The following is a 14,540-nucleotide window of genomic DNA, read 5'->3' as shown; positions in this document are numbered from 1 at the left end:
CATGTTAGACAAAGAAACTAAACAAAACCTCGAACAATATTTAGCACTGATTGAATCTCCTATTGTTTTTTCTGTTAGTTTGGATACTAGTGAAAATAGTCAAAAATTAGCAGAATTTACGAAGGAAATATCAGAAATGTCTCCTAAAATCTCTTGGGAAAAAAAAGAGTTGACGCGGACACCTAGTTTTTCTATCAGCCCTCTTGGCAAAGAAAGTGGAATTGTTTTTGCTGGTATCCCCCTCGGTCATGAATTTGCTTCTTTTTTACTAGCACTGTTGCAAATTAGTGGACGGGCACCGAAAATCAGTGAATCTTTGAGTCTCAAAATCAAACAAATCAAACAAACGCTGCATTTTGACAGTTATGTCAGCTTGACTTGTCATAATTGCCCCGACGTTGTACAGGCATTGAATATATTAGCTGTATTAAATCCAAATATTACTCATACGATGATTGAAGGCGGTATGTTCCAAAAAGAAATCGATGATAAACAAATCATGGCAGTGCCAACAGTTTTTTTAAATGGTGAAGAATTTAGTAGCGGACGCATGACGATCGAACAAATCGTTGAAAAAATCACTGGTCCTTTGGTTGAAGAAGAATTAGTTGAAAAAAAACCTTATGATGTATTAGTGGTCGGTGGAGGACCAGCAGCTAGTAGTGCAGCTATCTATGCAGCACGTAAAGGAATCCGCACAGGGATTGTTGCTGACTCCTTCGGTGGACAAGTCGTTGAAACACTGGGAATTGAAAATATGATTGGTACCCCTTACACGGAAGGGCCAAAATTAATGCAACAAGTAGAAAATCATGTGCGTAGTTACCCTATCGATATTATGATCAATCAACAGGCTGTTTCCTTAAATAAAGAGCAAGATTTTATCACTATCGGCTTGGCTAACGGCATATCACTTCAAGCAAAAACGGCAATTATTGCGACAGGTGCGCACTGGCGTTCTATCAATGTACCTGGAGAAAAAGAGTTTAAAAATAAAGGAATTGCTTATTGTCCACACTGTGACGGCCCTCTATTTAAAGGAAAAGAGATTGCTGTTATCGGTGGTGGTAATTCTGGTGTTGAAGCAGCAATCGATTTGGCTGGGTTAGCAAAACATGTATATGTTCTAGAATTCTTACCAGAATTAAAGGCAGATCAAATCTTACAGGATAAACTAGTCTCTCTTGCGAATGTCACTGTTATCAAACATGCAGCGACGAAAGAAATCAGCGGTACGAATCAGGTAGAATCTCTCTCCTATATCGATCGCCGTACGATGGAGATGCATACACTAGCTGTTTCAGGTGTATTCATTCTAGTCGGCTTACTTCCTAATACGGATTGGCTAGATGGAACGATCGAAATGAACCCAAGAAATGAAATAGTGACCGAGAAAAATGGCGCAACGAATATCCCCGGCGTTTTCGCAGCTGGTGATTGTACAGATAGTCCATACAAACAAATCATCGTTTCAATGGGTTCAGGAGCTACTGCAGCTTTAGGAGCCTTCGATTATCTGATGTGCACTTGAGCGATGAAGATTGTAAAAAAGTCAGATAGAGGTTGTGAGCCTACCGTTCAGCTCCGAGTCACAAGGAACAATTTCAATAAACAGTTTCTCGTGTTTGTTGAATATTGTGACTTGGGACCGAGGAGTAGGCAGGAGAACACCGTTTATTCGGAAAAAAGGGATTGTGACAAGAATTTTGTCACAATCCTTTTTGTCTTTTTTTTGAAAAATCACTTTTTCTTCTCTTTTTCTTATATACTATAAGTAGTAAATAGTTTGAAAGAAGAAAGGTGACTGATTATGGCGCAAAATCGTATTTTTAAGACAAGTTTTGCAAGCGTTTATCCTATGTATGTAGCAAAAGCAGAGAGAAAAGATCGTACAAAAGAGGAAGTAGATGAAATCATTTGCTGGCTGACAGGTTATTCCCAAACAGAACTAGAAGATCAACTACAAAAACAAGTGACTTTCGAACAGTTTTTTGCGGAAGCCCCTGCCCCCAATCCTTCTCGTTCTTTGATTACAGGTGTTGTTTGTGGTGTGCGAGTAGAAGACATCGAGGATAACTTGATGAAAGAAATTCGTTATTTAGATAAAATGATCGATGAGCTAGCAAAAGGCAAAAAATGGAAAAGATCCTCAGAAAATGATCTTCCTTAAGAAGCTCTTCTCCTTCACTCATTTTGTAACGTTTGATTTGGTAAAATGACTAGTTCACGTTAAAATAAGTCAAAGGAGGTTTTCTTATATGTTTGAGACGATTAAACAAAATATTCAAAAATACGCCTTATTAAGAGCTGCTGTTTATATTATTTCTGGGATTGCGATTGTGCTAAACCCTTCTGCTGTTTTTCATTTTATCGGTTATCTGATCACTGCCTATCTTGTTTTGCTTGGGTTGTTGAATCTTTTTGAGGCTTACCGTTTTAAAAGGAAAACAGGTTCTTGGAGTATCGGTCTGTTTAGTGGTCTTTTTTTCCTGATCTGCGCGCTGATCGTTTATGCTTTTGCACCTGCAATCGTTTCTATCCTGCCGATTCTTCTTGGATTAGCTGTTATCATCAACAGCTTGTTCCAGTTGTTCTTCAGCATGAATACAAAAGCTAAAAGTTGGAGTGTTTATAGTATTCTGTTGTTGATTGGCGGATTCGTCTTATTGTTCAATCCATTCAAAAGCTTGATGGTTCTATTCCAAATATTCGGTTTCATCTTGATTTTCATGGGCATCCAGGAGATCATCAATTTTATCAGAATAAGAAGAATGTATTGAGTTTTATGCTTTAAAAACAATTCCATTGACTGTAGTATACACAAGAAGACCTTATTTTATAATTACGGGACTGATGAATCAGAATTGATTCTTCGGTCTCTGTTTGTATGTTATGAAAACCCTAGTTATGCTAAGGTCTGCAGAGAGTTTCCCGCGTGGTAGTAAAAAAACTCGTTAAACTATTAAGTTGAAGTGGATTTCTGATGAAAAGAAAACCTCCAGTTCACACTGGAGGTCTTAATTCACAAAGATAAAAAAATCTCAGAATTTTTCTTTTTATAATAAAAGAAAATGAACAACTCCCTATCTTTCGCTATATGCCTGAACAGTTCTGAGCTGTAATCTATTCTGCTGGCACCTTTGGACTTCCTTTTTTATAGTATCCATTGTTTTTTTTATTTCATGATGAGAAACGATAGTTCCAACATTCTCGATAATCTTTTGCTTATCTAAATCTGTTAAAAAATAAATACTAGTAGAGTCATTTGTTTTATTTTTACCCAAAAGTTTTTTTAATTTATTATATTTAGTTCCAGTATGGTTATGTTTAAGAGAGGCATTTAACATAGGTAAAGCAATCCGATCAAGCGGAAGCTTATTTTTAGTTTCAGTAAAATATTGATTGAACAACCTACTATTTTCCTGTTTTTTTGAAAATTTATTATTCATATCTTTTCTCTCTATTTTATTATAACTGTATAAGCTGTTCAATTCTCTAAAATGATAGATTGTTTTGGGACCATAACCTGCTTTTTCTAATTGACGACAGGCAATTTCTGTAAGTATTTTATTCAATGACTCATTACTCGGCTTACTTTGTTCTATACGAAACTGTTCCAATTTATCTTTCAATGCTCCTGTCCATGATTTTACGCAACAATTTCCTATAATTTGCGCACTTCTGATCTTATCACCATAATATTCCTTGGTTGCTACTTTACTGAGGAGTCTTAAAGGAATATACTCTTTATAATTTAGTTTTTTATTATTGATATCCAAAGGAATATTGAATTCTCCTCTGCCGTTCTCAAGGGCATAAATCATCTCTGCAAAATTTTTTTCTGTGTCTTTTATTTCATAAATGTAACTTACTTTCCTCTTCATCTGTTCCCTATTTTTAACAACTAAAGATTTCTCTGATCTTTCAGGAGGAGCTATTCCAGCTTTATCAAAAATTTCTATCTGAAAAAAACCAGCTTTTTTTTGGATGGATGCTGTTACAAGATGTGAACTTTTTTCAGTTTTGAAAGAAAGAGGTATCATAATAAAACTACTGGAATCATTAACAACCAATTCATTGGTATATTTGCGAAATAATTCAGCATTTTCAAGCGCATAAGTACTTCTTACAAGAGATTCTTTCATATTTTTTGTATCTATTTTAAATTCATCTTCACTTAAATCAACTAAGTTAATAAATAAAGGGGTCAAATCTGAAATAAAATTTGTTTTATTAAAGCGATTGATATCGCTTGCTTTAAAATGATATTGCTGAGCAAAGGCATTAGCAATATTGTTAACCCATTGATCATTTTCGATACGTGCTAATCTTTCGTTATCTATTTCTTGTATTAATTTATGCTCGCCCATAAGCTTCCTCCACTGTGATAAATATTTAAACGTTCTGATAAGTCATCTTAACATATTTATCCAATCCATAATTTTAGTATAAAAACTATTTTTTTCTATTAAAAGAAAAAATTGTGACTATAAGATTTGTTTACAAGTATATTGTCCGAAAAAATTAATAATATATGTTATGCTAAGTTCGGGCTATATTTTATACAAAGGAATGATGAGAATGGAATTTATTGGTATTTTATGCCTGATATTGATTTCAACAACGATTGGCTCACATATCTCTAGGAGATTAGGTATTCCAGCAGTAATCGGACAATTACTTGTTGGTGTTTTGCTAGGACAAGCTGGATTGAATTGGGTCAAACCGGATATTCTAGTCCATGACTTCTCGGAGATTGGTGTAATCTTATTGATGTTTTTAGCTGGACTGGAAAGTGATTTATCTCTTTTGAAAAAATATTTCCGACCAGGCATGTTCGTTGCTTTACTTGGAATCATCTTCCCTGTTGTTTTTGGTTGGCTAACAGGCGAAGCATTCCAAGTTTCGGGAAATGAAGCGATTTTCTTTGGGATTATTCTTGCAGCAACTTCTGTCAGTATTTCAGTTGAAGTATTAAAGGAACTAAACGTGGTGAATACGAAAGAAGGCTCAACTATTTTAGGCGCTTCAGTTGTAGATGACATTTTGGTCGTTTTAGTCCTAAGTTTCAGTCTATCTTTTCTCACTGGAGAAGCTTCTAGCAATGCTTCTTTACCGCTTGTTTTGATTGAACAGCTCGTTTACTTTGTTTTTATTTTCTTATTAGTCAAATGGATTGCACCCTTCTTGCTTTCATTTGCAGAAAAAGTGTACGCAAATTCTTCTATTATCATCGTATCGCTAGTTATTTGTTTAGGTATGTCTTACGTAGCGGATCTTGTAGGTCTTAGTTCTGTCATTGGTGCTTTTTTTGCTGGGATAGCAGTCAGTCAGACAAAGGTCAAAGAAGAAGTATACCACAATGTTGAAGCCTTAGGATATGCAGTATTTATACCAGTATTTTTTGTCAGTGTAGGATTAGAAGTTGATTTTTCTGACTTTGGTGAGCAGCTGCTCTTTATTTCTATATTGACGCTTGTAGCGATTTTGACCAAATTGCTTGGAGGGTATTTTGGTGCTCAGATTGCCGGTTTTTCTCAACATAGTTCATTGATGGTCGGTGCTGGTATGATTTCGCGTGGAGAAATGGCTTTGATCATTTTGCAAATTGGACAGCAAAGTCAATTGATCGAACCACAGTACTATTCACCTTTAGTAATCGTGATTTTATTAAGTACACTTATTTCTCCACTTGTTCTGAAATATTTTACAAAAAAAGTTTATGAAGTGTGAGTGACCCAGAAAGCGGTCGTGAACCTGTCGTTTATTCGAAAAAAAGGACTGTGACGATCCCGTCACAGTCCTTTTACTATAGTTAAGAAGTCGTTCTTTATTGATAATTTTGGTTGAGGTATTGTAATAGTTCGGGTGCTCGTTTAGTTGCTGAATCATCATCTTCTTTATTTTCCAACATGCTAACCATCATATAACCTTGGTTATCAGGGTTGAAAGCAAACAAGAAACTGTTCTCTTTCCCTTTTTCATCCTGTTTTTCTTTGATTTCCGCTGTACCAGTTTTCGCTGCCAACGGAATCCCTAAAGCAGAAAGAGAATGTGCTGTACCATTTACATCTTGCACAACTTCTCTCAGATCTGGCACGATCGTCTGTACCGCTGTTTCGCCGATGACATTCTTCTTATCTTTTGTCTCTTTATCTGCAATCAATTTAGGATAGACAAGTGTGCCATTGTTGGCAAAAACAGAATACATTGCTGCTTGCTGGATAGGATTAATTAGAAGTTCGCCTTGTCCATATCCAGTATCAGCTAGCAAGATATCTGAATTAAAGCTCTCTTCATTAGAAATTTGTGCTGGATTCATACTGATTGGCAAATCAAGGTCTTCACCAAAAATGAATTTATCCAAACCTGCACGGAAATTCTTTTCCCCCATTTTCAACGTTTCTTGTGCCATATATATATTATCGGAATAAATCAAAGCAGTTTTTAAGTCTACTTGTGACACATCACTAACACGAGTTACTTGATATGATCCCCAAGAACTGTCTTTTTGCCATTTAAGCCCGTTGATCGTCAACACTTCATTTGGATCGATAGTGCCGTTGTCGAGACCGATTGCTGCTGTGATCATTTTAAACGTAGATCCAGGAGCATAACCTGTCGCAAATCGGCTGATGAATGGTTGTTCAGGATTTTCTTCATAAGCTTTGTAGTCTTCTTGTGAGATCCCGTTTGTCATTTTGTTTGGATCATAGCTTGGAGAGCTAGCAAGCGCAAGAAGATCACCGGTTTTTGGCGTTGTCGCAACAGTCGATCCAGCTTTTCCTCCTAGACTGTCGAAAGCTGTTTTTTGTGCCTTCGCATCGATTGTCAATTTGATATCTTTGCCGTTTTGGACTTCATGCTCGATCAGAACCTTTTTCTCGACACCGTCTGCATCCGTGATGCTTAATTTTCCACCTGTAGTCCCACGAAGCTCCTTATCAAAAGCCATTTCCAAACCAGATCGTCCGATTTTTCCATTACTGCTTAATTCTGGATTTTTATCAATATCTTCTGCTGTGATATCTCCTACGTAACCAATCAGTTGAGCAGCTGCTTCACCCAAAGGATAATATCTGCCGTCTACTTCTTGGATGGTAGCTCCAGCTGGAAGTTCTGGCGTTGCTCCATCAATGATTTTCAATGGGACAAAATAATCGGGTTGTACCCAGCTTTGTGAAATAGCTTGATTGATAGCATCTTCTGTTAAGTCGAATGCGGAAGCAATGGCTTTGATATTGGCCGTTTTTTCGTCCCCATCTCCAAGTTTGCTTGGAACGACTCCTAATTGTTTTAGTTTGCCGGTTGTTGCTAATGGTTCCCCATTTCGATCTAAAATGTTCCCTCTTGTTGCTTCTTGCGTGGTCAGGCTTACTTTGTCATTTCCTTCCATTTCTGGAAAAACCAAGTTAGGCTGCCAGTTGATCGTGGTTTGACCATCATTTCTGTCTAATGTTCCTTTATAAGAAAGATCTTTCAATTCACCTAATGAGGTATTCATCTTTGCTTTATATGAAAAGCTATAAGTAGAATCATCTTTTTTATCTACTTTTAGATTTGATATCTCAAGTCCTTTGACATCGGCAGCGCCGTATATATTTTGGTATTTTTCTAAGATCTCTTTTTCAGATAATGCACTTTTATTTGTTGCCTTTTTCGATGCCATTCCTGCAGCTTTGTTATAATCTCCTTTGTTTAAAGCTTGGACAAATTGCTCAACCGTCTTTTCTCCAGCTTCTACTGCTTGGGTTTCTTGGTAGTGCCGGTAGTAAAAATAACCGCCACCTGCAGCTGCTATTAAAATCACTGCGCCGGCAATATAAGCGCCTGTTCGATTTTTGCCGTGCTTGTCGCTTCTTTTCATTTTTTCCTCCTTCTTTTGCTTGCTATTCCTTTATTTTCACTATTTATACCTGTTTATTCTAACATAATAAAAGAAGTCAGAACATAACATAAATTGTTATTTCTAACTTCTTTTATTTTCTTTTCTTTACTTAATTATTCAGAAATTTTTTGATTGCTTCTTGGTTTTTGGTCAAATCTAATTCCAGAACACTTCCGGAAGGCGTATTGTCGTTGAAGTCCCAACTGCCGTCTACTGGTACGGATAATGTATCGATCTTTTTATTATCGTCTTTGAGGAAATCCATACCGCAATCCAGTAGCACACTCTCAGGAAGGTTCGTTTGGATACTGCCAAGTAGTTTTCCCACTGCTTTCGGTAATTTAAATATCGAAGTGACGTCTTTCAGCTGCTGAGAGATAGCTTTAATCACTTGTTGCTGTCTTCTAATCCTCCCAAAGTCTCCTTCTTCGTCTTCACGGAATCGAGCATACTGCAGTAACGTATTGCCATCCATTACTTGCTTCCCTTTTTTTATATATACGCCATCTAAATCTAAAGATTTTTCTGCATCAATCTCTACTCCATCAGGAAACAGTTCATTGACGCAATCGATAAAATCTTGAAATGTGATACTTGCATAATACGGGGCTTCAAATTTGAAATTTTCCTTTAATGTTTGGTTCAATAAATCAACTCCTCCGTAAGAGTACGCTGCATTGATTTTATCCATTCCGTAACCTGGTATATCGACGTATGAGTCTCTCATGATAGAGATTAGTTTTGCTTGTTGTGTTTTCTGGTCGTATTGTGCAACCATAAGTGAATCTGAGCGACCATTTTCATCTTTCGAACGGGCATCTGAACCAATCAAAGCCACGTTTAGTGTGGTAGGAACACTTTTCGGCGCTACCTTTTTAACAGTTGAGGTCTGTTTTGCAGACGAAAATCCATGGACAAATTCAATCGAAAAAAAGCCGACTACTAGTGTAAGCAGTAACAAAACAGATAATATGATTTTTTGAAATACTTTCATTGCGAATTCCTCTTTCTAAAAAGAATCTCTCGCTTGAAAAATAAAAGATAGTCCTTTATGATAATTCAAACTGAGAGATTCTCAGTTTCTCTTTATTGTTTTTCAGGTCGATAGAGCGGCAACTCTTCGGCCTGTATCTTCGAAGAAATATTCAACGTGATCCCGATTCCTAAAGAAAGGATCAGATAACTTGTTCCTCCATAACTAACAAATGGTAATGGCACGCCAGTCATTGGCATAAGCCCTGCGATACTTCCCACATTCATTATCGTCTGAACGAATAGCAAAGTTCCGAATCCTAAAAGAAACAACCCAGCTTGCTGATTTTTACAACGACTGCTTAAACAAAAGATTCTCATGCATAATGAGAATAATAAGAAAAGTACACACAATGCACCAATTAACCCAAGCTCTTCTGTAATGATCGAAAAAATAAAATCTGTTTCTGTCTCTGGAAGATATCCCTTTTTTGTGATACTGTTTCCTAATCCTCTCCCCCATATGCCACCATTGTATAGTGCATAAAACGAATGAGTCATTTGATAGCCCGCACCATGACTATCTATGAAAGGATCTCTTAAAGTCGCAATCCTTTCATAAGCATGATTGAACATCTGGGGAAGCCAGCCTTTGTTTCCTAAATATAATACTCCGCCGGCTGCTCCAATCAATAAGGCAGAAAAAGTAACAATCAGATAGATTCCTTTTTTAAATGGAACTGCTGCTGCCCAAAAAATGACCCACGCAATCGAAAGAATCATCAATGCTCCAGCAATCTTTGGCTGGAATAAAATCAGCAAAGTTATGCCTACTGTAATCAGGAAAGGTTTTTTTAGGTCTTTTGGCGGATTATTTCCGTCACGAAAAAACCAGCTTAGATAAAAAATCAGAAAAAGATTTGCTAATTCTGAAGGCTGAAATTGAATGCCAAACAGAGAAATCCAACGTTGCGCGCCATTAACAGTGACACCGAATATCCCTACTCGTACTAAGATCAAAAAGAAAATCGATAAAGCTAAACCATATCCTGCTATTTTAGGGTGAAGTAAATAGTGCAGTTTGATTGAACGAGCTAAGAAGATTACGCCCCAACTCAAAAATATGAAAATCAGTTGGCGCAATAATAGACTTTTTGTATTTTCATCTGCTTGCAATAAGCGATAAGAACTAGCACTGTATACTTCTAAAAGACCGATCATGGACAAAGTCAAATAAGGACCCAAAATCCACCAATCGATCTTTTTTCTTTTTTTCACCGCATCTCCTCCTCACACAGTAAACCACTTGTCAGGTGAGGAGCGAGTTTGTCTCATCAAATAAGTCAGTCTTGAAAATATAAAGAAAAGGTCAGAAACCTTTTCGAACAAGAATTCTGACCTAGCATCATCTCATCGTCCGAGTTTTAGCACTATACAACGTAAAGAAAACATTCTTAGCTATTGGAAAAAGCCTTAATCCGACAGTTTCTGTTTTACCCATTGGCGACTTTCGACGTTTCTGGGCAATAGCCTATGTTTGTATAGGAGCCTCACCTAACAAGGTTATTACTATATTCTATTTACGAGTCCATAATAGACTTTTCCTAAGTATTAGGCAATGGAATTTGAAATGAAATAGTGAAATTTAACAATCTTTAATATTTTTAGGAAAAAATAACAAATAACGTAAAAGAATCCCAGCGCAGTTTCGTTCGTTTGTGCCAGGATTCCTTGATAATTTTTTTATTTTTGGTGTTTTTTTATGTGATTTCCACTTTTCGGAATAAATGTTTATTTGTTGAAGTAATTGAATAACCCGCTAATCGTGTGGTCTGTTAATCTTATTTCTTTGCCATCTAAAGTAACTTTGGTGACGACAAAATGATCTTGCAATGGCGGAACTTCTAAATACTGCCCTTGCAGAAAATCATCCACTGTCTCGTATTCTTTTTCCATTTCTTTTGAATCTGCTGAGGGTTTATAACTTATTTTTAACATAACTATTACTCCTTCTTATTGGGGACGTGCGATCGTGAAAATTTCTCCTATTGCTGCATAATCATTTCCTGCCAAGCGGCTTACAGCATTCAACTTTCTTGGGTCGATCCTTCCCGTCTTTTCATCATAAACTGTTTCATTCAAATGATATTTCTGTACTTCTAGCAAAAATAAATCAGCTGTTACTTTATTTTTATTCCGTATCTCGACATGTTCATATAAGGTTGTCTCAAAACGAACTTTTGCTTCTGTCAATGCTGGTACTGAAATGATTGCTGAATCCGTTAAAGTCAATTCAGTCAAGTGTAGTTCGCTTTCCTCATTAGGCAGATTAGCTGCTGTTTTATTTGCTTCTTCTACGTTGTCCTCATCAAGGATATGAATGACCGCTTCTCTTGTCTCAAGAATGTTTTTTGCTGTGTCTTTTACTGTATCTTGTTTTCTCTGGATCGCCAAGGATAAAATCGGTGGATTCGAACTGACGATATTGAAGTAACTGAAGGGTGCGATATTCACTATATTATTTACGGACTTAGTCGTTACTACTGCAACTGGCCTAGGGATAACTGAACCAATCAGCAACTTGTAATTTTCACGTTCTGTCAATTCTGAAGGACTTCGTTCAAACATGGTCTCGCCTTCTTTCTATAAAATTCGCTAAAAAGCAGATCTGCGAAGACAAAAGGAAAAGCAACGCTTTCCTCTTCTTCTTAGAATCTGCTTTAAACTATCTATTAATTTTTCTTTTTTGTCAAGAATCTGTGCCGTACGTGTTTTTTAGTTCTTTGCTTTATTCGCGGCTTCGACATATCTTTTAGTGATGAATTGCGGACGGGTGATGATGGATCCAATGACGACTGAAAAAGCACCTAATTCATAGGCTTTCTCTACTTGTTCTGGAGAGTCAGTATGGCCTTCCATGACTACTGGTATATTGACTTGTTCTATGATCTGATTCAACAAATCAAAATCAGGCGTCTGTGTCTTTCGAGAATATTCTGTATATCCTGCTAATGTCGTAGACAAGAGATCAAAACCATCTTCTTGCGCTTGAAGCGCTTCCTCAAAAGTCGAAATATCTGCCATGGCTAATCGACTGTGATCGTGGATCATTTGGACAAGCTCAGCTGTTGTTTTTTCTGTCGGACGTTTACGAGAAGTTGCATCGAGTGCAATGATCTCAGCTTGCGTCTCCAAAAGTTCTTTCACTTCTTTTTCTGTCGCAGTAATAAATACTTCTGACCCATCGTAATCTCTTTTAATGATCCCTATGACTGGCAAATCAACGATTCGCTTGATTTCATTGATATCTTCTGTTGTATTTGCGCGAATACCAACTGCTCCGCCTTCTTTTGCAGCCAAAGCCATTCTCCCCATGATAAAAGAACTGTGTAATGGCTCATTTTCCAAAGCTTGACAAGAAACGACAACCCCACCTTTTATTTTTTTCAGTACATCCACACTATCTCCTCCAATGACGTTCTCTAGAAATACATCTTCTTATAAAAATGTAACCCTTTTCTATCTAGGAGTCAATAAAGTAGCTATCCTTTTTCTTTTAGCAAGCCTTTCTTGTTAAAAGAAAATTACTTCAAACTCTTCATATACGATTAGCTTCTCTTCTGTAAATGCCGTGTTCAGTGCTTCTTTGTAGACATGCTTGAAAAAGTCAGTATGGACTTTCCGCCAATAAGCTAACGTTCGATCTCCTTCTCCTTCTTTCCAAGCATGTTCTTCCGTGATTTCACTAAAAGGCAAGATAGTCACATTTATATTTTTGATGATACAAACTGGTTCATTTTTTCCATTCAGAACCACATCTAACTGGCCCACTTTTGGTAAAGGTTCCTTCTCTTTTTTGTATAAATCGTATCCGCTTGATGTACCGGTTTTTATTTTTTTTACAACTAACTCACTCAATTCATCTGCCATTTCTTCTGTATTCCCAAATGAAAAAAAGCTTAGTTTTTCTGATTGATACCTAGGATATTCTTCTTGAAACTTTTTGAAATATTCTTCTACTTTTTGATACATAAGAGCATCTACTCCTTTGTTTCGTATAATAAAAAACCATCCAGATACTAGTATAAACGATTATCTGGATGGAAAATACGATGTATTATTGAATATTTAAGACACGTAGACTATCCTCAACGATTTGGCTTGGTGTCAAATGATAACGTTCATAAAGTTTAACTGTTGGAACACTATCTGTGAATTCTTTCTTTGCACCGAAATTCAGCACATGCATTGAAGAATCACCATAATAACGACTGATTTTTTCGCCAAATCCGCCTGATAAACTACCATCTTCTAATGTGATGACTAATTCATGGGCTTCTTTTAATTTATCTAATGTTTCTACATCATTTTCTGTGATTGTTCCTGGATTGATCAATGTTGCTTCTATTCCTTTTTCTCTAAAAGCTTCCACTGTTTCTTTTCCTAGTCCAAGAAAACCACCTAAAGCTAAAATTGCCACTTTTTCGCCTTTATTCACTGTCTGATAGGTTGGAATACTGTAATCATTTGCGATAGCTTTACCATGTTCCACACCATGAGTAGGGATTCGAATAGCTACAGGCTGTTCTGTTTGCTCAAAAGCCCAATCTAGTATAGAGATCATATCTTCTTTTGTTGCTGGAGCAAGATATTTGATGTTCGGAATACTGGATAAATAAGGAATGTCAAATGTTCCTTGGTGTGTTCGATCACTAGCAGAGATCGTTCCGCCACCAACTAAAATGATGACTGGATTCTCGTTGATTGCTAAATCATGTGATAATTGATCATATGCCCGTTGCAGGAAAGTGCTCGATTGGAAGACGACTGGACGTACTCCCTGAGAAGCCAAAGCAGATGCAAACGTGATGGAATGCTGCTCGGCGATCCCCACATCAAAATAATGATCTGGATGTTTTTCTTGGAATGTTTTCAGTCCAAAGGCGCCTGGTATTGCTGCATTGACTGCGGCAATAGGTGCTGTACTTGTTTGCACTTTTTTATCCAGATAATCCATGATGATCGTATTGAATGTTTCTCCAGAAGCTGCCTGTTTTGCTTCTCCTGTAGACAGATCAAATGGGACGTGCCAATGATATTTCATTTTATTATCGATTGCTGGCTGATAACCGCGGCCTTTTTCCGTATGTACGTGAAGTACGATTGGATGATCAATATCTTTTACTTCTTCAAATAAACGGAGCACCGTTTCTAGGTCGTTTCCATTATCCACATAGCGATAATCAAATCCCATAGCTTTAAATAGGTTATTACTGCTTTCACCGTGAGTTTGACGAAGCTCTGCTAAGTTCTGATATAAGCTACCGTGGTTCTCATCAATAGACATCTCATTATCGTTTACTAATACGATTAAATTGGTCTGTAAAGCGCCACCGTTGTTCAGCCCTTCAAAAGCTAAGCCGCCACTTAGTGAGCCATCTCCAATAAATGCTACCACATTTCCTGATTCTTTCTTCAGATCTCTGGCTTTAGCCAACCCAGTAGCTAAACTGATAGATGTAGATGTGTGCCTAATAACAAGAAAAATACTAAACTGAAGCCAGAGGTCGCAAATGTGGGATATTCATATAGTGAAACGACCATTGAGATCGTCATGGCCAAAAAGCCGAAGAACGTTAATTTCTTTGCAGGAATTTTCGTTTTGCTTTGTTGCATGAAT

Annotated in this window: 12 protein-coding genes, 2 pseudogenes and 1 riboswitch; of the genes and pseudogenes, 4 read left to right on the top strand and 10 right to left on the bottom strand. The window is 37.0% G+C overall.

Annotated features, from left to right (window positions below):
• The first annotated feature begins 1 nt into the window (after nt 1).
• The 3 genes and pseudogenes from ahpF to QK255_RS06365 all read left to right on the top strand — a co-directional run bounded on the left by ahpF (nt 2) and on the right by QK255_RS06365 (nt 2,780).
• Nucleotides 2–1,531 carry an alkyl hydroperoxide reductase subunit F gene (gene ahpF / locus QK255_RS06375; protein WP_002290707.1) on the top strand — a complete coding sequence of 510 codons (1,530 nt, stop codon included), beginning with the start codon at nt 2–4 and terminating at the stop codon, nt 1,529–1,531.
• 279 nt (nt 1,532–1,810) lie between these two features.
• A pseudogene (locus QK255_RS06370) lies at nt 1,811–2,160 on the top strand (DUF2200 domain-containing protein).
• 98 nt (nt 2,161–2,258) lie between these two features.
• A complete protein-coding gene (locus QK255_RS06365) occupies nt 2,259–2,780 on the top strand; it encodes an HdeD family acid-resistance protein (RefSeq protein ID WP_002290703.1) in 522 nt (173 codons plus the stop codon).
• Between the two features lie 303 nt (nt 2,781–3,083).
• On the opposite strand, the gene QK255_RS06360 is transcribed toward QK255_RS06365, so the two are convergent.
• Nucleotides 3,084–4,370, bottom strand: coding sequence for a hypothetical protein (locus QK255_RS06360; RefSeq protein WP_002290702.1), 1,287 nt, complete (start codon nt 4,368–4,370; stop codon nt 3,084–3,086).
• 211 nt (nt 4,371–4,581) lie between these two features.
• On the opposite strand from QK255_RS06360, the gene QK255_RS06355 reads away from it, so the two are divergent.
• A complete protein-coding gene (locus QK255_RS06355) occupies nt 4,582–5,733 on the top strand; it encodes a cation:proton antiporter (protein ID WP_002319954.1) in 1,152 nt (383 codons plus the stop codon).
• A gap of 97 nt (nt 5,734–5,830) precedes the next feature.
• Here the strand turns inward: QK255_RS06355 and pbp4 are convergent, their stop codons facing one another.
• From pbp4 to QK255_RS13345, 9 genes and pseudogenes are all read right to left on the bottom strand, one after another.
• Nucleotides 5,831–7,867 (bottom strand): penicillin-binding protein PBP4(5), encoded by a 2,037-nt coding sequence (gene pbp4 / locus QK255_RS06350; RefSeq protein ID WP_086285992.1) that lies wholly within the window; start codon nt 7,865–7,867, stop codon nt 5,831–5,833.
• Nucleotides 7,868–7,997: 130 nt separating this feature from the next.
• On the bottom strand, nt 7,998–8,882 hold the full coding sequence (locus QK255_RS06345) for an LCP family protein (RefSeq protein ID WP_002290698.1): 885 nt from the start codon (nt 8,880–8,882) through the stop codon (nt 7,998–8,000).
• 92 nt (nt 8,883–8,974) lie between these two features.
• Nucleotides 8,975–10,138 carry an FtsW/RodA/SpoVE family cell cycle protein gene (locus QK255_RS06340; protein WP_002290697.1) on the bottom strand — a complete coding sequence of 388 codons (1,164 nt, stop codon included), beginning with the start codon at nt 10,136–10,138 and terminating at the stop codon, nt 8,975–8,977.
• 124 nt (nt 10,139–10,262) lie between these two features.
• Nucleotides 10,263–10,429, bottom strand: a riboswitch (M-box (ykoK) riboswitch).
• Nucleotides 10,430–10,651: 222 nt separating this feature from the next.
• Nucleotides 10,652–10,858 (bottom strand): DUF4649 family protein, encoded by a 207-nt coding sequence (locus QK255_RS06335; RefSeq protein WP_002290696.1) that lies wholly within the window; start codon nt 10,856–10,858, stop codon nt 10,652–10,654.
• Between the two features lie 15 nt (nt 10,859–10,873).
• Nucleotides 10,874–11,488, bottom strand: a complete 615-nt coding sequence (locus QK255_RS06330) for a flavin reductase family protein (protein WP_002290695.1) — start codon at nt 11,486–11,488, stop codon at nt 10,874–10,876.
• 147 nt (nt 11,489–11,635) lie between these two features.
• Nucleotides 11,636–12,319 carry an N-acetylmannosamine-6-phosphate 2-epimerase gene (locus tag QK255_RS06325; protein WP_002290694.1) on the bottom strand — a complete coding sequence of 228 codons (684 nt, stop codon included), beginning with the start codon at nt 12,317–12,319 and terminating at the stop codon, nt 11,636–11,638.
• Nucleotides 12,320–12,433: 114 nt separating this feature from the next.
• Nucleotides 12,434–12,892: an ASCH domain-containing protein gene (locus QK255_RS06320; RefSeq protein WP_002290693.1), complete on the bottom strand. Its 459-nt coding sequence runs from the start codon at nt 12,890–12,892 to the stop codon at nt 12,434–12,436.
• A gap of 85 nt (nt 12,893–12,977) precedes the next feature.
• Nucleotides 12,978–14,393 (bottom strand): annotated as a pseudogene (locus QK255_RS06315) (1-deoxy-D-xylulose-5-phosphate synthase); the annotation flags it as partial.
• The gene (locus QK255_RS13345; RefSeq protein WP_002290689.1) at nt 14,366–14,536 is read right to left on the bottom strand and encodes a hypothetical protein; all 171 of its coding nucleotides are present in this window, start codon (nt 14,534–14,536) and stop codon (nt 14,366–14,368) included. The gene QK255_RS13345 and the pseudogene QK255_RS06315, both read right to left, overlap by 28 nt.
• Between the last annotated feature and the right edge of the window lie 4 nt (nt 14,537–14,540).

It is taken from the genome of Enterococcus sp. ZQ21, assembly GCF_030053755.1.
Taxonomy (GTDB): domain Bacteria; phylum Bacillota; class Bacilli; order Lactobacillales; family Enterococcaceae; genus Enterococcus_B; species Enterococcus_B lactis.
This window is presented reverse-complemented; position numbering and strand designations above follow the sequence as displayed.